19 protein-coding genes are annotated in these 24,658 nt (G+C 63.1%); 5 read left to right on the top strand and 14 right to left on the bottom strand.

Going from position 1 to position 24,658, the window contains the following annotated elements:
* The first annotated feature begins 47 nt into the window (after positions 1 to 47).
* Positions 48 to 563, top strand: coding sequence for a GAF domain-containing protein (locus G8E10_RS08665; protein ID WP_207901501.1), 516 nt, complete (start codon positions 48 to 50; stop codon positions 561 to 563).
* A gap of 24 nt (positions 564 to 587) precedes the next feature.
* Here G8E10_RS08665 and G8E10_RS08660 read toward each other — a convergent pair whose 3' ends face one another.
* Complete coding sequence (locus G8E10_RS08660) at positions 588 to 1,478, bottom strand: GntR family transcriptional regulator (RefSeq protein WP_110801553.1); 891 nt, start codon at positions 1,476 to 1,478, stop codon at positions 588 to 590.
* A gap of 196 nt (positions 1,479 to 1,674) precedes the next feature.
* Here G8E10_RS08660 and G8E10_RS08655 point away from each other — a divergent pair, with 196 nt between their 5' ends.
* From G8E10_RS08655 to G8E10_RS08640, 4 genes are all read left to right on the top strand, one after another.
* Positions 1,675 to 2,694, top strand: a complete 1,020-nt coding sequence (locus tag G8E10_RS08655; protein ID WP_110801554.1) for an aldo/keto reductase — start codon at positions 1,675 to 1,677, stop codon at positions 2,692 to 2,694.
* A gap of 179 nt (positions 2,695 to 2,873) precedes the next feature.
* Positions 2,874 to 3,878, top strand: coding sequence for an ABC transporter substrate-binding protein (locus tag G8E10_RS08650; RefSeq protein WP_110737295.1), 1,005 nt, complete (start codon positions 2,874 to 2,876; stop codon positions 3,876 to 3,878).
* A gap of 121 nt (positions 3,879 to 3,999) precedes the next feature.
* Positions 4,000 to 5,553: a sugar ABC transporter ATP-binding protein gene (locus G8E10_RS08645; RefSeq protein WP_110801555.1), complete on the top strand. Its 1,554-nt coding sequence runs from the start codon at positions 4,000 to 4,002 to the stop codon at positions 5,551 to 5,553.
* Between the two features lie 41 nt (positions 5,554 to 5,594).
* Positions 5,595 to 6,569, top strand: coding sequence for an ABC transporter permease (locus G8E10_RS08640; RefSeq protein ID WP_110729370.1), 975 nt, complete (start codon positions 5,595 to 5,597; stop codon positions 6,567 to 6,569).
* Here G8E10_RS08640 and G8E10_RS08635 read toward each other — a convergent pair.
* The 13 genes from G8E10_RS08635 to G8E10_RS08575 form a co-directional block, all read right to left on the bottom strand.
* Positions 6,533 to 7,222 (bottom strand): aspartate/glutamate racemase family protein, encoded by a 690-nt coding sequence (locus tag G8E10_RS08635; RefSeq protein ID WP_110801556.1) that lies wholly within the window; start codon positions 7,220 to 7,222, stop codon positions 6,533 to 6,535. The two genes, G8E10_RS08640 and G8E10_RS08635, sit on opposite strands and share 37 nt — an antisense overlap.
* Positions 7,223 to 7,255: 33 nt before the next feature.
* A complete protein-coding gene (locus tag G8E10_RS08630; RefSeq protein WP_110729372.1) occupies positions 7,256 to 8,230 on the bottom strand; it encodes an ABC transporter ATP-binding protein in 975 nt (324 codons plus the stop codon).
* Entirely contained in the window at positions 8,227 to 9,294 is a 1,068-nt protein-coding gene (locus G8E10_RS08625; RefSeq protein WP_132665005.1) for an ABC transporter ATP-binding protein, read from the bottom strand. The genes G8E10_RS08630 and G8E10_RS08625 overlap by 4 nt, the downstream gene beginning before the upstream one ends.
* Positions 9,291 to 10,181, bottom strand: coding sequence for an ABC transporter permease (locus G8E10_RS08620; RefSeq protein WP_110801558.1), 891 nt, complete (start codon positions 10,179 to 10,181; stop codon positions 9,291 to 9,293). Before G8E10_RS08620 ends, G8E10_RS08625 begins: the two co-directional genes overlap by 4 nt.
* 3 nt (positions 10,182 to 10,184) lie before the next feature.
* Positions 10,185 to 11,138, bottom strand: a complete 954-nt coding sequence (locus G8E10_RS08615) for an ABC transporter permease (RefSeq protein WP_110801559.1) — start codon at positions 11,136 to 11,138, stop codon at positions 10,185 to 10,187.
* 82 nt (positions 11,139 to 11,220) lie between these two features.
* Entirely contained in the window at positions 11,221 to 12,813 is a 1,593-nt protein-coding gene (locus G8E10_RS08610) for an ABC transporter substrate-binding protein (RefSeq protein WP_245420148.1), read from the bottom strand.
* A 351-nt stretch (positions 12,814 to 13,164) separates the two neighbouring features.
* Positions 13,165 to 15,027 (bottom strand): hypothetical protein, encoded by a 1,863-nt coding sequence (locus G8E10_RS08605; protein WP_110801561.1) that lies wholly within the window; start codon positions 15,025 to 15,027, stop codon positions 13,165 to 13,167.
* On the bottom strand, positions 15,006 to 16,130 hold the full coding sequence (locus G8E10_RS08600) for a family 8 glycosyl hydrolase (protein ID WP_110801562.1): 1,125 nt from the start codon (positions 16,128 to 16,130) through the stop codon (positions 15,006 to 15,008). Before G8E10_RS08600 ends, G8E10_RS08605 begins: the two co-directional genes overlap by 22 nt.
* Positions 16,123 to 18,519, bottom strand: coding sequence for a cellulose biosynthesis cyclic di-GMP-binding regulatory protein BcsB (locus G8E10_RS08595; protein WP_110801563.1), 2,397 nt, complete (start codon positions 18,517 to 18,519; stop codon positions 16,123 to 16,125). Before G8E10_RS08595 ends, G8E10_RS08600 begins: the two co-directional genes overlap by 8 nt.
* 23 nt (positions 18,520 to 18,542) lie before the next feature.
* Positions 18,543 to 20,753 (bottom strand): UDP-forming cellulose synthase catalytic subunit, encoded by a 2,211-nt coding sequence (gene bcsA, locus G8E10_RS08590; protein ID WP_110801564.1) that lies wholly within the window; start codon positions 20,751 to 20,753, stop codon positions 18,543 to 18,545.
* A gap of 690 nt (positions 20,754 to 21,443) precedes the next feature.
* A complete protein-coding gene (locus G8E10_RS08585; protein ID WP_110801565.1) occupies positions 21,444 to 22,871 on the bottom strand; it encodes a gamma-aminobutyraldehyde dehydrogenase in 1,428 nt (475 codons plus the stop codon).
* Positions 22,872 to 22,896: 25 nt separating this feature from the next.
* On the bottom strand, positions 22,897 to 23,712 hold the full coding sequence (locus tag G8E10_RS08580; protein WP_110737129.1) for an ABC transporter permease: 816 nt from the start codon (positions 23,710 to 23,712) through the stop codon (positions 22,897 to 22,899).
* Positions 23,702 to 24,658 (bottom strand): ABC transporter permease, encoded by a 957-nt coding sequence (locus G8E10_RS08575; RefSeq protein ID WP_181425232.1) that lies wholly within the window; start codon positions 24,656 to 24,658, stop codon positions 23,702 to 23,704. Before G8E10_RS08575 ends, G8E10_RS08580 begins: the two co-directional genes overlap by 11 nt.

Raw genomic sequence — 24,658 nt, 5'->3', positions numbered from 1 at the left:
ACGGATGCTAGGCCGCATAAGACCCAGCATCTTGATGGAGAGAGCCCATGACCACCACGGATTACACGGCATTCGTCGCTGCGCTGGCCGGAGAGGGTCAACCGATGGCGGCGTATGCGGCGCTGGAGGCGCTGACGCAGGCGCTGGTCGGGGTGAAGCTCTTCACCATCATGACGAGCGACACGACGACCCGCGTGGCCGAGCGGGTCTATTCCAACATGCCGGAGCAATACCCCGTCTCCGGCACGAAGCCCTATAACGAGACGCACTGGTCCGACATCACCCTCACGCAGCAGAAGACCTTCGTGGCAAATACGATCGAGGAGATCGCAGAGGTGTTCGGCGATTACGAACTCATCGATTCCCTCGGCTGCCAGTCGGTGATCAATGTGCCGATCGTCGTCGGGGGAACCGTGATCGGCACCATCAACTGCTTGCACGAGGCGGGTTTCTACACGCCCGAACGCGTTGCGGCAGCCGAGGCGCTGAAGCTGCCCGGTGCCGTTTGCATGCTGCTGGCCGCAGGCGGCAGCGACGATAGCGAGAACGTCGCCGTCGTCTGAGGCGGGTGCGGCCCTGATCTTCGCTCAGGTTTCCGGCTGCTGGATCGATTGCAGCAGCGTTTCGCGCGCCGAGCGCAGGTGCTGCCGGCAGGCGTGCTCGACCGCCGCGGGGTCGCGGGTTTTCAGCGCCGCGATGTAATCCAGATGCTCTTCCACCGCCCGCGCATTGCGCTGGCGGTCGTTCGCCTTGTTCCACTGGTAGTGATAGTGGAAGACGATGGTGATGATGTCGTAGAAGTCGATGATGAAGCGATTGCTCGACGACCGATGCACCAGAAGGTGGAAGCGCTCGTCCAATTCCGAAAAATCGCGATACCGCGAGTCGATATTCGCCAGCATCTCGCGATGCAGCGCCTCCATCTCATCGAGATCCCGCCAGGCCGGGTGATCCCCAGGCAAAGCCGCAAAACCGGCGGCGGAGCGAAGCTCGAACATCTCGCGGATTTCAGTGAGCTCCAACGCGAAGTCGCGGGTAAAGCCTTTCAGCACCCAATGGCTGTTCGGCCGCTTTTCGATCAGCCCGAAACGGCTGAAGCGGATGAGGAATTCGCGCACGCTGGTCGTGCCCGTGCCGATGTCCCGGGCAAGCTCCAGCTCGTTGATCTGCATGCCGGGCTCGGCACCGCCGGCCAGGATCCGCCGCATGAAGTTCCGCTCGATGATCTCCGCGAGCGAGCTGGTCTCTTCCGCCGGAAAAAAATCGGTCGGCTGCGGCGCGCGCAGCATGGCCTTGGTGCGCTTGTCCCAGGAGATGATCTCCAGCTCTTTCAGGCGCGCGAGGATGGCCCGCACGGTCGTGCGGCTGACGCCCAGCGACGTGCCGAGTTCAAGCTCCGAAGGAAGCGCCTCTGCCGCCGCGATGAGGGTCAGACACCGGTTGAAAGCGTCCTTGAAGACCGTGTTCTGTTTTGCCATTTTTATTCCCGGTGCGGTGGGCAGGCGTGTCCTCGCCTGTCGTCGCCCTGTCCTTAAGCGCGCATAATACAAGTTGACGGAAAACTGTCTATTGTAGATAAAATAACAAACGGCAGATCTGAGGGGCGCACATGCTGCTTACCAAAACGGTGCGGTTTCGATCCGAAGAGCAGACAGTCAGACGGAAGATGATGCGATGAAGACGCGTAAGATCGGCACGACAGACCTCTCCGTCACGGAATACAGCTTCGGCACCGCGCCGCTGGGCGGCATGTACCGAACCTGCCCGCGCGATGCGGCGATGGAGACGCTGGAAGCCGCCTGGGATTCCGGCATGCGGTTTTTCGATACCGCACCGTGGTACGGCTTTGGCCTAGCCGAGCGGCGGGTCGGCGATTTCCTGCGCGACAAGCCGTCCGACAGCTATGTTCTGTCCACCAAGGTCGGCCGGCTGTTGCGTCCCGTTGCCGATGACAAGGTTCCCGATTTCGGCTTCGTCGATCCGCTGCCCTTCGAGACGGATTATGACTACTCCTATGACGGCATCATGCGTTCGGTGGAGTTCAGCTACGCCCGCACCGGCCTCAACCGGCTCGACATCCTGTTCGTCCACGATATCGGCGTCTACACCCATGGCGCCGAGCGCAACGCGGTCTACCTCAAGCAATTGCTCGACAGCGGCCTCAAGGCGCTGGATGCGCTGAAATCGAGCGGTGCCATCGCCGCCTATGGTCTCGGGGTCAACGAGGTTCCCGTCTGCCTCGACGTGATGCGCGAAGCCGATCTCGACTGCATTCTGCTGGCCGGACGCTACACGTTGCTCGACCGGACGGCGGTTTCGGAACTGCTGCCTCTCTGTGCTGAGAAAAACACCTCGCTCGTCGTGGGCGGCGTCTTCAATTCGGGCATCCTCGCGACGGGTGCGGTCGATGGCGCGCATTTCGATTACGGTCCGGCTTCGCCGGAGGTTGTTGAAAAGGTCGGCGCCATGGAAAAGATCGCGGCGTCGCAGGGCGTGCCGATCGCGGCGCCGGCCATGCAGTTTCCGCTGCAGAACCCGCTGGTCGCCTCCGTGCTTCTCGGCACGGCCAAGCCTTCCAGCCTGACGCGCAACATGGCGCTGGAAGCACACCGGCTGCAGCCTGAGGACTTCGCACCCTACGAGGCCCATACGCTCGTCGCGCCACCTTTGGGGACGGACGCCGTCCGCGTTTGACGGGCGATCGACGGAGCCGGGGAGGGCTCCGTTTGCTGTGAGGATGCCGGTTGCAACTTGATCGGTCTTGGGTTAGCGTCCGACCACAATATGTTTTTTATAGATAAAGATCGTATCGCCGCGTCTTCGGTACGGTTGGAGGAGAACGGAACAAGACGTTGTTGGAGGAGAACAACACCATGACACTGCTGAACCATATTCTGTCGCGTCGCGCTTTTGCGCGTCGATCGCTGGCAAGCGTTGCCGGCGCGGCCGTCATCGCCACGATGATGCCGATGGGCGCCTTTGCCCAGGACGTTACCATTCCGATCATCGTCAAGGATACGACCTCGTTCTACTGGCAGATCGTTCTCGCCGGTGCGCGTGCGGCCGGCAAGGACCTCGGCGTCAACGTGCCGGAACTCGGCGCACAGGCCGAGACCGACGTGAACGGCCAGATCAGCATTCTGGAAAATGCGGTTGCCGGCAGCCCCGCCGCCATCGTCATTTCGCCGACGGAGTTCAAGGCGCTCGGCAAGCCGGTCGATGAAGCCGCCAAGGCGGTTCCGATCATCGGCATTGATTCCGGCGCCGATTCCAAGGCCTTCAGTTCGTTCCTGACCACCGACAACGTTCAGGGCGGTCGGATTGCGGCCGATGGCCTCGCTGCGGCCATCAAGGAAGCGACCGGCAAGGATGAGGGCGAGATCGCCATCATCACCAACACCCCCGGCGCCGGCTCGCTGGAGCAGCGCAAGGAAGGCTTCCTCGACCAGATCAAGTCCAAATATCCGGGCCTGAAGGTCGTTGCCGACAAGTACGCCGATGGTCAGGCCTCGACCGGCCTCAACATCATGACCGACCTGATCACCGCCAATCCGAACCTTGTCGGCGTCTTCGCCTCCAACCTGATCATGGCACAGGGTGTGGGCCAGGCCATTGCCGAGAACAAGCTGGGCGAGAAGGTGAAGGTCATTGGTTTCGACAGCGACGAGAAGACGGTCGGGTTCCTGAAGGAAGGCGTTCTTGCCGGTCTCGTGGTGCAGGACCCGTACCGCATGGGCTATGACGGCATCAAGACCGCGCTTGCCGTCTCCAAGAAGGAGAAGGTCGAGGCCACCGTCGATACCGGCGCGAACCTCGTCACCAAGGCCAACATGGCCGATCCGAAGATCGACGCGCTTCTGAATCCGAAGATCAACTGACGATAAAGGACGGCGGGGCTTTTCAAGAGCAGACCCTGCCGTCCATCGACACACGCGGTCGCGGCGCATCTCGTTCGGGCGAGGCCGCCGCGCCTGTTCGCGACCTTTGGAGGAGAGCCGAATGACCGGATTGAACGATGTGAGCCACCGGCATGACGCGGAGGTCGAGGCGCTTTCGGGCGGCCCCGTCGCCAAGGGTGCGCCCATTCTCGAACTGCGTGGCCTGCACAAGCGCTACGGGACGGTGGAAGCGCTGCGGCCTGCATCCATCACCTTCCTTTCCGGCGAAATCCACGCCATCGTCGGCGAGAACGGCGCAGGAAAATCGACGCTGATCAAGCTGCTGACGGGCGTCATCCGGCGCACCTCCGGCGAAATCGTCTGGTGTGGTCAGTCGGTGCCGCTGTCCGACCCGAATGAAGCGATTTCGCGCGGTATCAATGCCGTGCACCAAGAGGTCGTGCTCTGCCCGCATCTGACGGTCGCGGCCAATATGTTCCTCGGCGACGAGATGAACCGGCGCGGCCTGATGCGCAAGCGCGCCATGACCGACGCCGCCCAAGCGGTGCTGAACGATCTCGGCTTCAACCTGCCGGCCAGCGCGCTGCTTTCCGATCTGACGATCGGCCAGCAGCAGCTGGTCGCCACCGCCCGCGCCGCCATGCGCGGCACGCAGTTCCTGATCTTCGACGAGCCGACAGCCTACCTGACGCGCCAAGAATCGGCGCAGCTCTTCCGGCTGATCCGCCGCCTGCAGGGGCAGGGCGTCACCATCGTCTATATCAGCCATCGCATGGAGGAGGTGTTCGAGCTTGCCGACCGCGTCTCGGTGCTGCGCGACGGCACCCATGTCGGCACGCGCCTGATCGGCGAAACGAACGATGCCGAGCTGATCTCCATGATGATCAACCGCTCGATCGAGCAGGTCTACCACAAGGAAACGCTGCCGATCGGCAAGCCGATCGTGGAAACGCGCGGCCTTTCCGGCCCGGGCTTCCAGGATATTTCGCTCACCGTGCGCGCAGGCGAAATCGTCGGCCTCTATGGGCTGATCGGCGCCGGACGAAGCGAGTTTGCGCTGGGGCTTTACGGCCGCGAGAAGGTCACGGCCGGCGAGATCCTGTTCGAAGGCAAGACTGTCGATATCCGCAACGAGCGTGTCGCCATGGATCTCGGGATCGCGCTCGCGCCGGAAAGCCGTCGCGATCAGGGCCTCTGCCTCAACCTGCCCATCGGGCTCAACATCAACCTGCCGGTGTTCGACCGGCTGTCGAACGGTCTGACGATCAATCGCAAACGCGAGATCGCCAATGCCGACCGCCAGATCAGCGACCTGAAGATCAAGACGCCGACGCGGCGGGTGCTCGCGTCCGCCATGTCGGGCGGCAACCAGCAGAAGATCGTCATCGGCAAATGGTTGAGCCACGGGGCCAAGCTGTTCATCTTCGATGAACCCACCGTCGGCGTCGATGTCGGCACGAAAGCCGAGATCTACCGGCTGTTTTCCAAGCTTCTGGAAGAGGGTGCGGGTATCATCCTGATCTCGTCCTACCTGCCGGAAGTCTACGAACTTGCCGACACGCTGCATGTATTCCGCCAGGGCCGACTGGTGGCGAGCCACGCCTACCGCACGGCGTCCCACGAGGACGTGCTAACGCAGGCGATCGGCGTCTAACCAAGTTAAAGACCGGAAATGACGATGGCTGGAGGACAATCATGAGCGTAGAGACCACGACCGAGGCGGCACCGGTGCCGAAGAAGGGCATGAACATCCTGTTCGGCCTGACGCTTCTCGGGCTCCTCCTGTTCCTCTGGCTTCTTCTGGGCCTGTCGACCAACAGTTTCTGGACGTCGAACAATATCAGCAACCTGCTGCGCCAGGGCGCCATGACGGCCATTCTCGCAGTCGGACAGACCTTCGTCATCATCACGGCCGGCATCGACCTTTCGGTCGGCGCGGTGGTCGGCTTTTCCAGCGTCACGATCGCCTGGCTGTTGGCGCATGGCGTGCCGCTCTGGCCCGCGATCGGCATTACGCTTCTCGTCGGCGTTTTCATCGGCGCCTTCCATGCCTTCGGCATCGTGCGCATGGGCCTGCCCGCCTTCATCATCACGCTCGCGACCCTGACGTCGCTGCGCGGCATCGGCCTGCTCATCACCAATGGTTCGACCATCTCGATCACAAACGAGAGTTTCGCCAACTTCTCCCGTGCGGATTTCCTCGGCGTGCCCAGTCTGTTCTGGATGGTGATCGTCGTGGCGATCCCGGCCTTCGTCTTCCTGCATCTCAGCCGCTGGGGACGCTATCTCTTCGCCGTGGGGTCCAACCGGGAAGCGGCCCGCCTCTCGGGCGTCAATGTCGAGCGCACGATCTACCTCGCCTACATCCTCTCCTCGACCTGCGCCGCCTTCGTCGGCATTCTGCTCGCCTCGCGCATCGGCATCGGCAATGCCACGCAGGCGGAAGGCTGGGAGCTTCAGGCGATTGCATCCTCGGTCATCGGTGGTACGAGCCTGTTCGGGGCGGTCGGCTCCATCCACGGGCCGCTGCTCGGCGCCTTCATTCTGGCGACGATCAACAATGGCGCGAACCTCCTGAACCTCAATTCGTTCTGGCAACGGATCATCACCGGCGCGCTGATCATCATCATCGTCTACTTCGACCAGCTGCGCCGACGCGGCTCGCGCTGAGCCGCCTCCGCCATCCGCGCAAGCAGCAACGTGACAGCCGAAGTGATGGGGGCGATGACCGGCACCGACAACTGCCGTTGCAGCTCAGCGGCCACGCGGCCGAGCGGGCCGCCGCCGATGATGACGACATCCGCACCGTCGTGTTCCAGCGACTGACGAACCGCGAGGGCCAATGCCTCGCTCAGCCGGTCCGAGTCGCCGGCCAAGTGCATCGGATCTCCGCTCGTCAGGCGCGTGCCGGTGAAACGATCGGCAAGGCCGAGCGCCGCTGCCTTTTCCGCAAAGCTTCCCACGAGATCGGGTGTGACCGTGGCGATGCCAAACCTGCGACCGCCGGCTGCGGCCTCCAGCATGCTCGCTTCGCAGATGCCGACCACGGGAATGTCGATCCGGGAGCGCAGCGCCTCGAGACCGGGATCGCCGAAAGCGCAGACGATCAGGCCGTCTGCGGTCTTCGCAGCGGAAAGGCCCATCTCCACAACACCGGCGACCGATGCTTCCAGCTGTACCGGATCGAGGATCATCGGAACGCCAACGCTTGCGGTCATGCCGTTCGCGCTCACATGCGGCGGGAGCGCGGCGCGAACGAGATCCGTCATCATGACCGTTGTGGCGGCGGACGTGTTGGGGTTGATGACGACGATATGCTTCATTCGCGGGTCGATCTCCCCTATCCTGTCGTCGCCTCACGCATAGAGCAGGCAGGCGACCTGACCGGCACGCTCTGACGATCCGGCAGCGCCCACCAGCGGCGGCACGACGGCCCGGCAGGGGGCCATGACATCCGCGCAGCGCGGGGCGAAAGCGCAGCCGGGCGGCATGTCGGCGAGATCCGGCGGGGCGCCGGGGATGGTGATGAGCCGGTCGCGGCCATCGGCAAGCTCGACGCGCGCGCCGAGCAGGCCCTTGGTGTAGGGATGCTTCGGATTGCGGATGATATCGCTCGCCGTGCCTTCCTCGACGATCCGCCCGGCATACATCACCGCGATCCGGTCTGCGACCTCCGCGGCAACGCCGATATCGTGGGTGACGAAGATCACCGACAGGCCGTATTCCTTCTGCAGCTCGCGGATCAGCAGCAGGATCTGGATCTGCACGGTCGCGTCCAGCGCCGTCGTCGGCTCGTCGGCCAGCAGCACCTTCGGATTGCAGGCGAGCGCCATGGCGATCATCGCCCGCTGCAGCATGCCGCCGGACATTTCGTGCGGGTAGTTCTGCAAGCGTCGTTGCGGCGAGGGAATGCGGACCTTTTCGAACAGCGCCAGCGCCCGTGCGGACGCTTGCGCTCTCGAAACCCGCTCGTGGCGCATGATCGTTTCCTCGATCTGCCGGCCGAGCGTGTAGACCGGATCGAGCGCGAGGCGCGGCTCCTGAAACACCATGGACACGACGGCGCCACGCAGATTGCCGAGGTCTCGCGTCGAAAGCCCCGTGACGTCGCGACCCGCCACGGACATCGTGCCCTCGATGGTGGTGCCCTTGGGGTGCATGCGCAGCAGCGAGCGCATGGTCACGCTCTTGCCGGAACCGGATTCCCCGAGCAGGGCAACCACCTCGCCCGCACGCACCTTCAGGGTCACGCCGTTCACGGCCTTGACCGGCTTGCGGCCGCGATGAAAGGTGACAGAGAGATTGTCGATATCGATCATCGTATCGGTCATGCCGAAGTCTCCCCAAGGCTCGGCGCACGGCTGTGGCCGGAGCCGGGAACGGCCATGAGACAGGCCGCGGATTGCTCGGCGGACAGGCTGGCGAGCGGCGGGACCTCGCGGCTGCAGATGTCTTCCACGAACTGACAGCGCGTGTGGAACCGACAGCCGCTCGGCGGATCGATGGGGTTCGGCGGATCGCCGGACAGCGGTGGCTCCATCGTCCGCTCGGACGGGTCCATTTTCGGCATGGAGGCCAGAAGCGCTGCGGAATAGGGGTGCCGGGCCTCGCCGAAGATGGCCGCGCGTGTGCCGATCTCCGCCACCTTGCCGAGATACATGACCATGACCCGGTCGCACATGAACTTCACGACGTTAAGGTCGTGGGAGATGAACAGGTAGGTCAGCCCGAAATCCCGCTTCAGGTCGAGAAGCAGGTTGAGAACCTGCGCCTCCACCGACTTGTCGAGCGCGGAAACGGCCTCGTCGAGAATGATCAGCCGTGGCTCGAGCGCCAGTGCGCGCGCGATGTTGACGCGCTGGCGCTGGCCGCCGGAAAGCTCGTGCGGATAGCGGCCGGCAAAGCGGCCGGGCTCCAATCCCACCCTGAAGAGCAGGTCATGCGCGCGGGCGATGGCTTTGGCAGCGGGCACGCCATGCACCTGCGGCGCGAAGGCGATCGATTCCTCGATCGTCAGGCGCGGGTTGAGCGAGGCATAGCTGTCCTGAAAGACCATCTGCACCTGTCGCCGGTACTGCGCGAGCGGCAGGGTTTCGCCGACCGTCTCGCCGTCGAACAGGAGATCGCCCTTGTCGCGGACGATGAGGTTCATCAGAAGCCGCGCCGTCGTGGATTTGCCGCAGCCGCTCTCGCCGACGACGCCCAGCGTCTCGCCCTTCAGAATGTCGAAATCGACGCCATCGACGGCGCGCACAACTTTCTTCGGCGCGAACAAGCCGCTGCTTTTCACCGGGAAATGCTTCAGCAGACCGCGTGCCGAGATCAGCGGTTGGGCCGGTCCGCCGCGCTCGCCGACGCCCGGATCCAGATTATAGGGTGATATGACGGCGCTCATGATTTCACGTCCATGGCAGTGCGCAGACCATCCGAGAAGAGGTTGAAGCAGACGGAGGTGACGAAGATCATCAGGCCCGGCAGGGCCGCGACGAAGGGGTTGTTGTAGATCGCGGTTCTCAGCGTGTTCAGCATCAGCCCCCATTCCGCATCCGGCGGGCGCACGCCGAGCCCGAGGAAGGAAAGACCGGAGGCGAGGATCATGGAAACCGAGATCAAGCTGGTGGCGAAGACGAAGATCGGGCTGAGCACATTGCCGAGAATGTGCACCCGGATGATCGTGCGCGCCGGAGCGCCGGACGCGCGGGCGGCATCGACGTAATCGAGCTTGCGCACCTGCGTCGTCACGCTTTCGGCGACACGCGCGATCTGCGGGATGAAGACGACGGTGAGCGACACCAGCGCATTGGTGAGCCCCGAACCGAGCGCGCCGGACAAAGCGACGGCGAGGAGAACCGAGGGGAAGGCGTAGAAGACATCGATCGTGCGCATGATCAGCGTGTTGACGATGCCGCCGGCATAACCGGCGATGATGCCGATGGCCGAGCCGATGACGAAGGCGATGGGAACGGGAATGACGCCCATGGTGAGCGAGAGGCGCGCGCCGTAGATCAGCCGCGAGAGCATGTCGCGACCGAGTTCGTCCGTGCCGAGGATGAAGCCGGGCGTGCCGATGGGCTTCAGGCGGCGGATGACGCTGCCTTTGGAGGGGTCGTAAGGCGCGATATAAGGCGCGAAGATCGCGATCAGCACGAGGAGGACGACGACGGCAAGGGCCGCAAGCGCCACGGGATCACGACAGAGCCGGCGGATGACGCCGCTCCAGAAGCCGGGCGACTTGAGAATCGCGGGCCTGGGCGCGACCATGTCTGCGGTGATGACGGCCATGGATCAGCTCCTCTGGATGCGCGGATCGATCGCACTTTGCAGCACGTCCACGATGAGGTTGAGGAAGACGAAGAACAGGGCGAGCACGAGGATCGTGCCCTGCAGGATGGGCAGGTCGCGGGTGAAGATTGCGCCGTTGAGGAGAAAACCCGTGCCGGGCCAGGAGAACACCGTCTCGATGAGGATCGAGCCGCCGAGGAGATAGCCGAGCTGCAGGCCCATGACCGAGATGGCGGTGGGCGCCGCGTTGCGGATGACATGGCGCAGGATCTGGCGCGACATAAGGCCCTTGGCGGCCAGCGCCTGGGTGAAATCCTGCGACAGGATATCGGCCACCAGCGAGCGGATGGTGCGGGCGATGATGCCCATGGGGATGACCGACATGGTGACGGCCGGCAGGATGAGATACTGCACATAGTCCCAGCTGAAGGCCCGCCCGTCGGACCCGCCGGGGCCGCCACCCATCGCCGGCAGCCAGCCGAGGGTGACCGAGAAGGCGATGACGAGCACCATGCCAAGCCAGTAGTGGGGAACGCTGACGCCGAGCATGGCGACGGCGGAGGCCAGCCGGTCGATCCAGCCGCCACGGAAGACGCCCGCCACGAAGCCGAGCACCGAGCCGATGGTGAAGCCGATGAGCGTCGCGGCGACGGCGAGGATGATCGAGTTGACCGAGGCATCGAGAATTTCGCTCAGAACCGGCCGACCGGAGGCGATGGAAACGCCGAGATCGCCGTGGAGCGTGCGCCAGGCCCAGAGCCCGTATTGTACCGGCAGGGGCTGATCGAGCCCGTAGAAGACGCGCATCTGCATCTGCTGCTCGGCGGAGGCATCGGAGGGCAGGATGGCGGCGAGCGGATCGCCCGGCGCGATATGGATCAGGAGGAAGCAGACGATGCTCACGCCGATCGCAACGGGAATGACGTGCAGCAGTCTCTTCAGGGCATAAGCCAGCATGCTGTTCTCGTGATGCTAAGGGTCTGGTGACATCCGGCTGCGCGATCCGAACGGTCGCGCAGCCGTGTTTAGATGACGGATGTCAGGGATCGACGCTGATGGTCGAGAAATCCTGGAACCAGTTCTGTGCCTGCACGAAGCCCTTGACCTTTTCCGTCATCGCCCGTGGATTGACGTCGTGCGTGACCATCAGGAACAGGGCTTCGTTGACGTATTTCTCGTGGATCTGCTGCAGCACCTTGTTCTGTTCGACCGGATCGAAGGTAGTGCGCACCTTGGCGAACAGTTCGTCCATCTCGGGGTCGCAATAATAGCCCCAGTTGGTGCCGGCCGGCGGTGCGAGGTTGCACTGCGACTGGCGGATAAGGGCCGTGAAGGGGTCCTGGATGAAGTAGCTGTAGTTGACTGCGGTCGCGCCCTTGGCGCTCGGATCCTTGGCACCGGCGCGCCAGATGTTGATGACCGTGTTCCAGTCGGCCACTTCGAATTCGACATTGATGCCGATCTCGGCCAGCGTCTGCTGGATATACTCGTTCATCTGCAGCGGCAGCATCTGTCCGGAACCGGACGAGGAGATGACGACCTTGGTGGTGATGGGCTTGTCCGGACCGTAGCCCGCTTCCGCCATCAGCTTCTTGGCTTCCTCGACATTGTAGCTCAGCTTGAAGGTCGGATTGCCGAACCAGGGGCTGCCGGGCGGCAGGTAGCCTTGTGCGGGAATCGACAATCCACCGAGAAGTTCGTTCAGGCCCTCGCGGTCAACGGCAAGGTTTGCCGCCTTGCGGACGCGGATATCGTTCCAAGGGGAACCCTCGACGCGCGAGAGGTGCCAGGTCCAGTTATGCGGATAGGAGTTGGTGACGATCTTGAAGCCTGCATCCCGCAGGGACGCGACGGAGTCGGGCGCCGGCGCCTCGATCCAGTCGACCTGACCCGAACGGAGCGCTGCGACACGGGTGTTCGGCTCCGGCAGCGGAATGAGCACGAGCTTGTCGAGCTTGGGGATGCGCGCCTTGTCCCAATAGTCTGCATTCGGCGTCAGTTCTGCGCGTTCGCGCGGTGTGAAGCCGTTTTCGAGCTTCCACGGGCCGGTGCCCGATGGCTTCTGCGCCACTGCGTCCCAGTTCTTGCCCTGTGCTTCCCAGTTGGCCGGCGAGGACATGAGGATCCAGCTGATCTGGTAGGGCAGGGTCGCATCCGGCGTCTTGGTCACGATCTCGACTGTGAGGGGATCGATGACCTTGTAGGAGGCGACGGCGGGGATGCGCGACTTGCCCTGCGCCGACTGGCGCTTGTCGAACTGCGGCGCATCGCTCTTGAGAAGCTTGTCGAGGTTCCAGACGACGGCATTGGCGTCAAATCTGCTGCCGTCGTGGAATTTCACGCCGTCCCGCAGCTTGAACGTCCACTTGGTCTGGTCGGTCGGGTCGATGTCCCACGACGTCGCAAGGCTTGGGATCAGGGTCGCGGCCTTTTCGGCGCTCGACAGGTCCCATTCGATCAATGCGTTGTAGAGCGTGTAGCCCATCACGCGCTGGCCTTCGCCACCCTGGTCCGTCTGCCCCGTCGTCAGCGGAATGTCCGATGCGGTCATGCCGATCCGCAGGGTGCCTGCGGCCCATGCTGCACCGGCCGATGCTGCTGCCAGCGCCAGTGCGGCGGATCCGGCGATCATCGCGCTCCGCACGCTTCTGAGGATCGGGCGGCTGCGGAAGATGGATCTGGATATCGGCGTCATTCTGTTCCCTCGTTTGCAGTTCCGAGCACGTGCTCGGTCGAGGGAGATGAAGCAGGTTTCGTGCCAGATCCCATGAAGCGTCAGTTTCACAGAACGCACCAGCGGTTTCGGATAGGAAGGGGTGTGTCAGCTCACGCTGGATATCAATCCCCCGCGGGCATTCTGATCGATAGCGTGCTGTGTTGTATAAAAATTATGCATGGGCACGAAATAGGCAAGAAAGCTACGAGAACCCCGCAGCGGCAGCGGCGGGGTTCTCCTGTCTTTGGCAATCCGCCTGATCTGTCTTCAGGAGGCAGATCTCAGATAGTCTGCCAGTGTCTTCGGCTTGGTCGAAACGGTCTTTTCACGAATCTTCGGCGTCCGTTTGGCGACGTAGCGGGGGCTGTAGACCTTGAAATCCCGCAGGGCGGTGAAGGTCTTGCCATAGTTCACCTTCAGCGCGTTCAAGGCGCGACCGTTCTTCGACCGGGCTGCGAGAACGGCGAGGCCGACCACGCCGCCTTCCGTCGGCTGCCACTCCACCGAGTCTGCAAACCAGGTCTTCGCCGTCGCCTTGTCGTTGCCAGCAAGGTACTTCCAGCCGAGTGCCTGCGCGCCGAGCGCGGACTTCTGCGATGTCACGGTCTCCTGGAAGAGGGCATTTTCGGTCTCCTCAAGCGTAAGGGTCGGCTTGTCGGCTGTGAGAACGCTCGAAACGATCTCGATATACTGGCGCGCGACATCCGGCGACAGCTTGATGTAATGGCGCGCAAGCTTCAGGGCATCTTCGTTCTTGTCCATCTGCCGCAGCGTCAGGATCAGGCCTTCGATGCTCTTGGGGTCGCGCTTGAACTTGGTCGCCTGCAGGAACCAGGCATTCGCGGTCGTCCATTCCTTCTGCGCGTAGAAATACCAGCCGATGAGGTTCGCGTCCTCGACGGAGGCATTGCGCTGGATGAAATCGACGAAGCGGGTGATTTCCTCGTTTGCCGGCATTTCGGAGAAGTCGCCATGCTCGATGAAAGCACCGATCTGGCGGCGGATGCCGTCGAAACCGAGGTTTTCGAACTCGGGATGGCCATCCTGCGTGGTGCGGCCGAGGGCCAGAAGCGAGGTGTAGCCGACAGGCGGGATGAGGAGAGACGCCTTCTGCACCGTGGATAGGCGCATGGTGGGGTCGTCGCAGCTCGACAGGATGTAGCGGTAGACGTCGAAGGCGTCGGCGTAGTTGCGCAGGTGCGCAAAGGCTTCCGCGACGTTCCACTGCACTTGCATCTCGCCGCAGACCATGAGGGAAGGCATGGCCTGCGCGGTCGAGATCACATCTTTCCAACGGCTCTGCGCAATGGCGCTATCGATGAGGCTGCGCGCTTCACCCAGTTGCAGCTTGATCATCAGGTCTTCGGACGGCTGCCATTTCGGATTGACGCTCTGGGCACGGGCGATGCCGGCGCGGACCGCGGCATAGTTGCCGGTGGCGTAGATGTTCCACAGCGGCTGCTCATCGAACTGGGACACGGGCGTGAACAGGTCCTTCGGCGGCTGCCAGTCGGGATAAAGATCCTTCAACCGACGAAGTTCGGCGCCCACCCGCTTCAGGTCGCGTGTCGAGGCGTAGTAGCGCAGGGCGGAGATATCCACCGATGCGACGGCGGCCGGCTGCACCGTGGTCGCCTCAGTCGCGGGTGTGGTGGAGGGCGCGAAGGGATTGGCGACAGCGGGTGCTTCGACAGCCAGCGCGACCGGCTGAGCTGCGGGAAGTGCGACGGAAACGCCAGTCGCGACCGGCATTGCCCGGGGCAGGCTGGTCGGTGCGATCGGTGCCGATGCAGCCTGACGAAGGAACGGATTGTCGCCCGGTGCAGCCTGCGGGTTGACGGCGACGCGGTCGGTGGCCGGTGCGACGCTCGCAGCCGGCAGCGCGAAGGCGGCATTTGCGTCGGACACGGCTGCGGAGGAGGATGCCGTACCTGCCGCCGGTGCCAGCAGGGGATCGTTCGCATCCATTTTGGACGCTTCGTTTGCGGGCGTCGGCAGCGTCCAGGCCATTTCCTGTGCCCGCAGTTCCGAATCGTCGTTCTGGAGCGTCTTTAAAACGAGACCGGGGTTGAGGAGGAGAACGGCGGTTGCGGCGAGCAGCGAGAACTTCAGTTTTGACTTGGAAGACATGATGCATACCTCTCGGAGATGGCGATGATGCTCAGGAGATGGAGCGTGGATGGGTAATATTCGGTCGGTTCGAAGGGCGGCATGCTGGAAGCTTGGCCGGCTTTGTCGAGGCCGCAGGACAGAAGCGCGCTGACGGCGCGGTAACCGGGGTCGGACATGGCCGTCATTGCGGTGGCCGTTGCCAGGTCCATGACATGCATGACGTTTGCGCCGTTCTCGTTCCAGCGCTGCTGCACGCCCGTCAGGAGCGACAGCGGTGCACCGCCGGACCAGGCCGTGTAGAGCGGAACACGGACCGCCTCGTAGCCGAAGGTGGCGGCGAAGGCCGGTGCCGGCTGCGGGTGGTCGCCCCTCAGCGATAGCCAGTCGGCCGGGAGATGACTGCTGCCGAAACGGCCCTTTTCGAGCAGTGCCTTGCCGCTCGCGACAAGGTCATCTGCCGGGAACGAGGGTTCGATCAGCCCCAGTTCCTCAATGGCCGGAAAGACCCAGTAGGAGAGGTTGACGACGATGCCGGGCTGCTCGGCGCTGCCGCTGAAACCCTGTGCGGCGGGAAGAAGCAGCGTTCCATAGCTCGCATCCTTCACCGTCGCCTTGGCTGTCAGATCCTTCAGAATCCGGCGCGCTTCGACGGCCAGAGCCGGCTCGCGCCACCGCGTTGCTGCCCGCGACAGCGCCCAGGCGATCAGAAGGTCGCCGTCGGAGGCGTTGTTCATATCGGCAACTGGGATCGCCGTGTCCGGGCTCCAGCGCCAGGCCGAGAGCGCGTCGCCGCGGACCTGCAGGTTTTCCCGCGTCCAGGCCCAGAGCGCGTCGAAAGCCTCGCGATCGTCTGCCGCAACGGCAATCAGCATGCCATAGCCCTGGCCCTCGCTGTGCGAGACGTTGCCATTCGACCGGTCGATGACGCGCCCGTTTTCTACGAAGACGGATTTGTAGAGCCACCAGGCGCCGGCGATGTAATCGGTGGGGAGGAGGGTCTCGGCCGCCTTCACGCGGCCGGTCTTGCCCGCCGCCAGGCCGCTCGACGGCAGCAGGGCGGAGAGCAGGACGGTCATGGCGGCCGTCAGGCTCCATGTGACCAGAGCGAGCGGCTTAGCCATGATTGCGGCGTCCGGTCGTCAGAACCATGTAGGTGCCGAGGCCGAGAAGGATGGCGGCCGTCAGCAGCGCGAAGATGTAGACGGCGGCATTGTTGGCCAGCCAGCTTGCCGTGACCAGACGCATGTTCGACAGGCTGAACGGCTGAGTCCGGTAAAGCGTCTGGTTGGTCGCAAGCTGCTGGTCGAGCTTGATGCCCGTTTCGGAAAACGCCTGAACCGATCCGCCGAGCGTATTCCACACGTTGAGATCCGTCAGAACGTCGGTGCCCGCCACGATGCCGCTGGCGCTCTTGGATGCGACCACGGTCCACAGCCCGCCATTTCCGCCGGCATTCTGGGCGATCACCAGCGTGGTTTCCGCCGTGGGCGAGAAGGCTTCCGGCTTGATCTCGTCGCCCAGAAGGGCGCGCAGCGGCGCGATGTTGAGCTTGGAGAGTTCGGAGACGGCCTTCGTGCGGATGGCCTGCAGCATGTCCGCCGAGCGTTCGACGGGGGCGGCAAGGAAGCTGCCGGCCGTCTGCGAGAGGTCCACGGCCGTGCCGACGACGCTCGTTGTCATCTGGCGCTGCATGTCGCTCTGCGGCCCGAAGTTTTCGAGTGCGGCAACTTCGTACGGCGAGGCTGCCGACCCGGCCATGTTGCGGATGTTGACGAAGTCGAGGTTCATGCGGCTGACGAGTTCGGAGGGTAGCGTGTCATATCCGCCGAACGCGATGAGGTTTGTCGTGTCCATGGCCGGCAGCAGCGAGGTGTACTGCATCGGCTTCACCTGGCTGGATGCGTAGGCCATCTTGGCGACGAAGGTCGCTGCGGCATCCATGCTCTGGGCATTGTAGTTCGGCACGAGAAGCGTGGTTGCGGCCCCTGTCTCGCCTTCGACCGGGGCGGGAAGGCCCGAGGTCAGAGCGGCGATATCCGGATAGCGACCGACACGGGCATAGTTCGGAATATCGAGGTAGGAATTTCCGTCGATGGAGAGGCGGGCCGTCGATGTCGCCTTGTCGACGGACTCGCAGGCGGCATCGAGCTTCGAAGGAAGGCGGGCTTCGATCTGCAGCGTGTTCTGGCCCGGGCGCAGCGCCGTGAACGGGATCGGCAGGCGCTGGTCGCGGATGGCGCCGCCACGCGGCGAACTCAGGGGGATGTTGGCGACGACCTTGTCGTTCGCCTTGACCGTGAGGACGGCATCCGGAGAAAGGCCGCCGACATAGAGTGCATTAAGGTGGAAGCTCATGCTGGAATAGGCGCCGGGGTAGAAGTCCGACGGCATGGTGAAATTGACCTTCGACTGCACGAGCCGGCCATCGAAAGGCTTTGCCGTAAAGCCAAGATCCGACAGCGCGACCTTCTCACCGGGAACGAGGAGCCGGCCTTTCATGTTCGTCAGCGCGGCCAGCCCTTCTGGTGTGCCGACGGGCCGTTCCTGTGTCGCCTGCTGCACGAATTGCTGCGTCTTTGCGTCGAGATCGGCTGTATCGAGGCCGGAAATGATCAGGCGCTTGCGCTCAGGCGTCGCGCCGGCCGCAACGATGGCTGCTTCTCCGGAAGCGAGAACTGGCGCACCGGCGCCGAGCAGGGCGGCGATATCCTTGCTGACGCCGACATAGATGTCGATGCCGGCACCCGTACCGGGCGTCGCGCCGAACTCGACCTGGGGATGATTGAGATTGCCGGTGATCGCCAGCGCCTGCACCACGTTCAATGCGCGATCATAGTCCGCCATTTGCGCGCCCTTTGGCAGGATGACGCGCAGGTTGGTGCGGCCTTCCCGGGTGCCGGCGAGCGGCATCAGGTCGATCATGGTGAGGTTGCCCGCCTCGGCCGAGGGGAAGACAAAGCCGCTCTGCGCGGGATCGATCTTGGTCCAGAGCTCATAGGTCGCCTCGACGCTGCAATCGACACGGTGGCGGTGGCTGGCGGCGATGGCGACCGCATTATAGCCTGGCTGGATGACGCCGGCCGGTATGTCGAAGGTGACGCGGCGCGGGTCGCCGGCAACGAGGTTGGTTGCGCCGATGTCCCGTCCGTTGATCTGGATGGTGAGGTTCGAGCGCTCCGGCGCCGCCGAAATGGCCGTCTGAAGCGTGAGGACCAGGCGCGCCGCGCTCGACGCCTCGTCGGGCCGGGCGAAGAAGGACAGCTTGCGGCTCGCAAACTCGCCGTCGAAGAACAGGTCGTAGGGGCTCGCCGCGATCTTGCGCAGGGTGCCGCCGACATCGGCGAGCGGCGCCGGTGCTGTTGCCGACGATGTCGTGTTGAAGCGGAAGGGTGCCGGTGCCGCTGGCTGCCCGGCCGCCTGGCCCAGCGTTTGGGCAAGCGCCGTGCTGGAGAGGCCGGCCAGGAGAATGGACGGCAGGAGCGCGAGGGCAAGGGTGGATGACTTGAACATGATGTTTTCCTCTGGCTTTCCGGTCACGCGGCTTCGACGACAGGTTGCGGCTTTTCGGCAGTCGGACGACGACGACGGCTTGTTCTCTCGGACGTCGATTTGGACGAGAGACCGGCCGTGACGGCGAGGAAGGGGCTGAAGATGGCCCAACGGATCAGCGTCAGGAGGGCGACGGGGTAGGACCGCCGCTTCTGGCGACCGTCCCGCAGGCTGCGTGGCAGGTCGAGATCGGCGAGCATGAGGCTGGCGATGGCCGGGAAGTGGCAGGTTTCCGCGTCGAGTTCGACCACGAAGCTGCGATGATCGCTGCCGGACGGTTTGCCGATGAACACGGGAATCGAGGGCAGGATGACGCTTGCAGGGGGATCGATGAGAAGCAGGCGACCATATTCCCCGGCCCGCAGAGGGGTTGTCATGGTCTTCTTCAGTTCGATGATCGCCTTTTCCGAGGAGATCTGCCGAATGGTGACGGGCACGGTCTGGTTGCCCACTTCAAGCTCTGCGGCGCGTGCCGAGGGCAGGCTGATGCCGTCGGCATCGTTCGGCTGCTCGGTGACGATGCCCAGTGCTGCGCCGGCGATGATCAGGTTGAGCAGGTTCCAGGCACCGGTGATGATGATCAGGTCGCCGAGCGCCGGCTCCGTCTGGTAGCGGTAGATCGCATAGGAGAGGACCATGCCGAGCCCGGCGAAGATGGCGAAGAACGGCCAGGCGAGGTTGGAAAGCTGGCGCTGGTTCAGCGACACGCCCTTGTCGGTCACGTTGAAGGTCGGCTTGCGCGGGTTGAAGATGACGCTGACGATGGCACGGACCAGAAAGACGGACTGGACATATTCGTACAGCTCGGAAATCCAGGGCCAGCGCATCTTGCCGTAGAGGTAGTTGCGCAGGATTTCGGACGCGATGAGGTAGGTGACGGTATAGGCCAGGAAGTCTTCGGCCGAGGCATTGAAGATCTTCAGGTTGAACAGGATGAAGAGGATGGGCGCGACGAGGAAGGCGGTGCGCACGAAGGGGAAGAGCCAGAAGAAGCAGCTCGACATGTAGCTCAGGCGCTGGGGAAGCGTCAGTCCCTGCTTGAAGAGCGGGTTCTTCAGGATGAGGATCTGGATCATGCCCCGGCACCAGCGCGAGCGCTGTCCGATGAAGCTGGCGAAGGTTTCCGGCTGGAGACCGGTGACCAGAGGCTTATCGACATAGACGCTGTTCCAGCCGCGGGAGTGCAGTTCGAGCGCCGTTTCGCAGTCCTCGGTGATCGTGATCCCGGAGAAGCCGCCGACCTCGTCCAGCGCTTCGCGGCGGAGGACGGCAGCAGAGCCGCAGAAGAACGAGGCATTCCAGCGATCCAGACCCTTCTGGATCATCGTGTAGAACATCTCGTTCTCGGCCGGCATATGCTTGTAGGTGCCGAGATTGCGCTCGACCGGATCGGGATTTGCGAAGAAGTGTGGGGTCTGGACCAGGAAGAGATCGGGATCGTCGCTGAAATGGCCGACGGTTTCGCGCAGGAAGGCGCGCTCAGGTGCATGGTCGGCATCGAAGACGGCGATCAGGTCACCAGAGGTGCGCTCCATCCCCGCATTCAGGTTGCCGGCCTTGGCGTGAACGTTCTGGGCTCGCGTCAGGTAGTGGACACCGAGATCGAGGCAGAGCGTGCGCAACGCATGACTACGGTCGATAGCGGCCTGTGCGGTTTCAGGATCGCTGCTGTTGCGCTTCTGGTCGGTGCCGCCGTCGTCGAGAAGGTAGACGGTGAACTTGTCGGAAGGGTAATCCATGCCTGCCGCTGCAGCGAGCGTCAGCGAGAGGATCTCGGCGCTTTCGTTGTAGGAAGGCACGAAGACGTCGACGGTCGGGAGTTCGTCATCTGCCAGCTGGCGGGCACGAGGACGTTCGATCGGATCGGCGACGACGAATACACTAATGAAGAACATGAAAATGCAGAACATTTCGGCGACGTAAAGCAGAATGCCGGGGATAAACGACATCAGGTCGTCGATCGGCGGAAGCGTGCTTGTCGTGCGCCAGTATGCGTAACGCAGGACGATGATGCTTGCAGTTGCGAGCGCAATGTAGCGCAGCGGACCTGTTCTATTGAAGCGTGTAATCACGAATAGAAAGGCAATTGTAAGAGCGGAGACGAGCAATTGTACGTCGGCACCAACTGGCTGCAGCACAAATGCAAATATTGCTGCTGCGGACGTGATCCATATGAAGAGAGATAATATACGCATGACAATAACATCCTCTGATTTACGAATTAGTAAGTAATTTATGAATGAAATTGGGTCAATATTTAAAAATTTACTCAATATCTTAACTGTGTCGGCTTTAGTAAGTAAATTGAACCTTAATCGTCTGTTTACCATTATTTCGCGGAATTCTTGGGGTGATTACACATTCAATGGTTGCTTAAATATCATTTAAGCTCGCAATACGGGAAAATGAATGTTAGGGTTCGGTAAATATGCATGGTTAAAAACAGCAGATTTGCAGGCTCGAAACCCGGTTTCTAAGCCGCTGAGCCAGGCGCCCTTACGGCGCAGATCATGGGAGCTCTTTTTGGTCGAAGGACGCGGTGTATCGCCGAACGATCCGCGGACGCCATCGCATTCCCCAACACGCGGACACATGCGGGGAGGAGCGCATCGTTAGCGCGGCATCGCGGTGGCGAGCTATTCGAGAGAGGGGTTGCATTGGATCTTGCGATTTCCTTGCGGGCCGCCGTGGCAGCATCCGCTGGAAACCAGCATGGCGACGTAAGCCGCCGTGTTCGTCGCGTCGCTCGTCCTGCAAGGACGTTGCGAGACTGTCGGCTTCTCAGCCAACGCCGATACTGCCCCTATCAAAAGGGGAGGTGATCAAGGTCGGTGATGGTCTTGATCAGGTCATGACGGGCCGGGCCTTGCGACCCGGCCCAACGCTCAGCCGTGCGCGATCATGATATGGCGCACGGCGGTGTAATCCTCGAGCGCATAGACCGAGAGGTCCTTGCCGTAGCCCGACTGCTTGAGGCCACCATGTGGCATCTCGTTGACGAGCGCGAAGTGGGTGTTGATCCAGGTGCAGCCGTATTGAAGCCGACCGGCTGCCTGCATCGCGCGCGAGATGTCTTTCGACCAGACGGAGGAGGCGAGGCCGTAATCGCTGTCGTTCGCCCAGGTCACCGCCTGTTCGGATTCCTTGAAGCGCGTGACCGAGACGACCGGACCGAATACCTCGCGGCGGACGATCTCGTCGTCCTGCAGCGCGCCGGCGATGACGGTCGGCTGGAAGAAGAAGCCATCGCCTGGTCCGCGCCCGCCGCCGGTCGTGACTTCCATGTGCCGCGCCTCGCTGGTGCGCTCGACGAAGCTCGACACGCGGTCGCGCTGGCGGGCAGAGATCAGCGGACCGATCTCGTTGTCCGCATCGTTTTCCGAGCCGAAGGTAATGCTGGAGACGGCCGAGGTGAGGTCGGCAACCAGTTTCTCGTAGATGCCGTCCTGCGCGTAGATGCGGCAGGCTGCCGTGCAGTCCTGGCCCGCATTGTAGAAGCCGAAGGTGCGGATACCGGCGACAACCGCTTCCAGGTCCGCATCGTCGTAGACGATGACAGGCGCCTTGCCGCCGAGTTCCAGATGGGTCCGCTTCACGGTCTTGGCCGCCGCGGTCAGCACTTTCTTGCCGGTGGCGATATCGCCGGTGATCGAGACCATCGCGATTTTCGAATGGTTGATCAGCGCATTGCCGACGGTTTCGCCACGGCCGAGAATGATGTTGACGACACCTTCCGGCAGGATGTCGGCCAGCAGCCGCGCCATCTTCAGCGCGGTCAACGGCGTCTGTTCCGACGGCTTGAAGACGACCGTATTGCCGCCTGCAAGCGCCGGCGCAAGCTTCCAGGCCATCATCATTAGCGGATAGTTCCAGGGTGCGATGGAGCCAACGACGCCGATCGCATCACGCCGGATCATCGAGGTGTGTCCGGGCAGGTATTCGCCGGCCACGGGGCCGCTCAGCATGCGGATGGCGCCGGCGAAGAACCGCCAGCAATCGACGATGGCCGGGATTTCGTCGTTGCGCACGGCATGCAGCGGCTTCCCGCAATTCAGCGCTTCGAGGCTCGCGAAACCGTCCGCGTCCCGCTCGATCGCATCGGCGATCCGCAGGAGATAGGTCGAGCGCTCAGCCGGCGTCGTGCGCGACCATGTGGTGAAGGCACGTTCAGCGGCGGCTACCGCCGCATCGATCTGCCCGTGCGACGCCTCGGCGAGCTCGAGGATCTTCGCCCCTGTTTTCGGGTTGAGGATCTGCTCTTCCGCCTCGGTGCCCGGCTCGAAGCGCGCGCCGATCAAAAGGTCCGTGTCCATGGTCGATCTCCTGTTCAGGTTCGGGTCATTTGCCGGCGCCGGCGATACGGTCGCCGTCGCGGGTGAGGAAGTAGGCCGCAAGGATCGGCAGAAGCGTCACCAGCACGACGACCATGGCAACCACATTGGTCACCGGCCGCTGCCGCGGGCGGATCAGCTCCTCCAACATCCAGATCGGCAGCGTCGATTGCTGGCCGGCGGTAAATGTCGTGACGATCACCTCGTCGAAGGACAGCGCAAAGGCGAGCATGCCGCCGGCCAGAAGCGCCGTCGCGATATTGGGCAGAATGACGTAGCGAAAGGTCTGAAAGCCATCGGCCCCCAGATCCATCGACGCCTCCACAAGCGAGCCGGACAGGCGGCGGAAGCGGGCAACCGCATTGTTGTAGACGACGACGATGCAGAACGTGGCATGGCCGAGCACGATGGTGAAGAACGAGAACGGGATATCCGCCATCGAGAAGGCGGACCTGAGCGCAATGCCGGTGATGATGCCGGGAAGCGCAATGGGCAGGATGACGAGCAGCGACACCGCCTCGCGCCCGAAGAAGGCCGAGCGGGAGACGGCGGCGGCACAGAGCGTGCCGAGCACGAGGGCGATGGCGGTCGCAAGGCTCGCCACCTTCACCGATAGCATCAGTGCTGCCCAGACATCCGGCCGGTTCCAGGTGACGGCGAACCATTGCAGCGTCAGTCCTGGCGGCGGAAAGCGATAGCTCTTCTCCTCGGTGGTGAAGGCATAGAGGAAGATCAGCAGGATCGGCAGATGCAGGAAGAGCAGGCCGAGGCAGGCGGAGATCTTCAGGGGCAGCGGCGCCCGGTCGAGGCGATCAGAGCGCATCGAAAGCTCCCATGCGGCGGGCGGCCCAGAGGTAGACGCCCATGATGACGATGGGCACCAGCGTGAAGGCGGCGGCGAGTGGTACGTTGCCGGCGGTGCCTTGCTGCGCATAGACCGCCTGCCCGATGAAGAGGCGCGAGGAGCCGATGATCTGCGGGATGATGTAGTCGCCGAGCGTCAGCGAGAAGGTGAAGATCGAGCCGGCGACGATGCCCGGCAACGCGAGCGGCAGCAGGACATGGCGAAAGGTCTGGCGCGGATGGGCGCCGAGATCGGCTGAGGCTTCAACGAGGCTCCCGGACACGCGTTCGAGCGCTGCCTGGATCGGCAGGATCATGAAGGGCAGCCACACATAGACGAAGACGAGGAAGGTGCCGGTATAGCTGACCGAGAGCGAGTTGCCGCCGATAACCGGGATCGCGAGCCAGGCATCGAGAAGCCAGAGCAGATGCAGCTTGGTGAACAGCCAGGTGAGAATGCCCTCCTTTGCGAGGATCAGCTTCCAGGCATAGATCTTGACGAGATAGCTCGACCAGAGGGGGAGCATGACGCCAAGATAGAACACCGCTTTCCAGACGCCTTGGGCATAGCGCGCGGCGTAGTAGGCGATGGGAAAGGCGATGACGATCGACGCCAGCGTTACGCTTGCCGCCATCAGCACCGTGCGCAGGATGATGTCGAAGTTCGCATCCGAAAACAGCTGCCGATAGGTGGCAAGCGTCGGCTCATAGGTCACGAGGCCAGAGAAATCGTCGATGGCAAAGAGGCTCTGGGCGAGGAAGATCGCGAGCGATCCGAGATAGACCACGCCGAGCCAGAGGAGCGGAAGGGAGAGAAGCAAAGCGAGAAACAGCTTCGGATGCCGCCAGAAAACATCCGACAGGCGAGCGGCGCTATGCCTATTCGACGTCATCACCGCGTTCGTCTGGTGGACCTGCGAGGCCAT

Origin of the sequence: Ferranicluibacter rubi, assembly GCF_011603255.1 — a bacterium.
Classification (GTDB): Bacteria; Pseudomonadota; Alphaproteobacteria; order Rhizobiales; family Rhizobiaceae; genus Ferranicluibacter; species Ferranicluibacter rubi.
Note: the sequence above shows the minus strand (reverse complement) of the source record. Positions and strands in the feature narration are given on the sequence as shown.

Bases quoted from the DNA above. Each gene is read 5' to 3' on its own strand.
- G8E10_RS08665 (WP_207901501.1), top strand. From the start codon at position 48: ATGACCACCACGGATTACACGGCATTCGTCGCTGCGCTGGCCGGAGAG.
- G8E10_RS08660 (WP_110801553.1), bottom strand. From the start codon at position 1,478: ATGGCAAAACAGAACACGGTCTTCAAGGACGCTTTCAACCGGTGTCTG.
- G8E10_RS08655 (WP_110801554.1), top strand. From the start codon at position 1,675: ATGAAGACGCGTAAGATCGGCACGACAGACCTCTCCGTCACGGAATAC.
- G8E10_RS08650 (WP_110737295.1), top strand. From the start codon at position 2,874: ATGACACTGCTGAACCATATTCTGTCGCGTCGCGCTTTTGCGCGTCGA.
- G8E10_RS08645 (WP_110801555.1), top strand. From the start codon at position 4,000: ATGACCGGATTGAACGATGTGAGCCACCGGCATGACGCGGAGGTCGAG.
- G8E10_RS08640 (WP_110729370.1), top strand. From the start codon at position 5,595: ATGAGCGTAGAGACCACGACCGAGGCGGCACCGGTGCCGAAGAAGGGC.
- G8E10_RS08635 (WP_110801556.1), bottom strand. From the start codon at position 7,222: ATGAAGCATATCGTCGTCATCAACCCCAACACGTCCGCCGCCACAACG.
- G8E10_RS08630 (WP_110729372.1), bottom strand. From the start codon at position 8,230: ATGACCGATACGATGATCGATATCGACAATCTCTCTGTCACCTTTCAT.
- G8E10_RS08625 (WP_132665005.1), bottom strand. From the start codon at position 9,294: ATGAGCGCCGTCATATCACCCTATAATCTGGATCCGGGCGTCGGCGAG.
- G8E10_RS08620 (WP_110801558.1), bottom strand. From the start codon at position 10,181: ATGGCCGTCATCACCGCAGACATGGTCGCGCCCAGGCCCGCGATTCTC.
- G8E10_RS08615 (WP_110801559.1), bottom strand. From the start codon at position 11,138: ATGCTGGCTTATGCCCTGAAGAGACTGCTGCACGTCATTCCCGTTGCG.
- G8E10_RS08610 (WP_245420148.1), bottom strand. From the start codon at position 12,813: ATGATCGCCGGATCCGCCGCACTGGCGCTGGCAGCAGCATCGGCCGGT.
- G8E10_RS08605 (WP_110801561.1), bottom strand. From the start codon at position 15,027: ATGTCTTCCAAGTCAAAACTGAAGTTCTCGCTGCTCGCCGCAACCGCC.
- G8E10_RS08600 (WP_110801562.1), bottom strand. From the start codon at position 16,130: ATGGCTAAGCCGCTCGCTCTGGTCACATGGAGCCTGACGGCCGCCATG.
- G8E10_RS08595 (WP_110801563.1), bottom strand. From the start codon at position 18,519: ATGTTCAAGTCATCCACCCTTGCCCTCGCGCTCCTGCCGTCCATTCTC.
- bcsA (WP_110801564.1), bottom strand. From the start codon at position 20,753: ATGCGTATATTATCTCTCTTCATATGGATCACGTCCGCAGCAGCAATA.
- G8E10_RS08585 (WP_110801565.1), bottom strand. From the start codon at position 22,871: ATGGACACGGACCTTTTGATCGGCGCGCGCTTCGAGCCGGGCACCGAG.
- G8E10_RS08580 (WP_110737129.1), bottom strand. From the start codon at position 23,712: ATGCGCTCTGATCGCCTCGACCGGGCGCCGCTGCCCCTGAAGATCTCC.
- G8E10_RS08575 (WP_181425232.1), bottom strand. From the start codon at position 24,658: ATGGCCTCGCAGGTCCACCAGACGAACGCGGTGATGACGTCGAATAGG.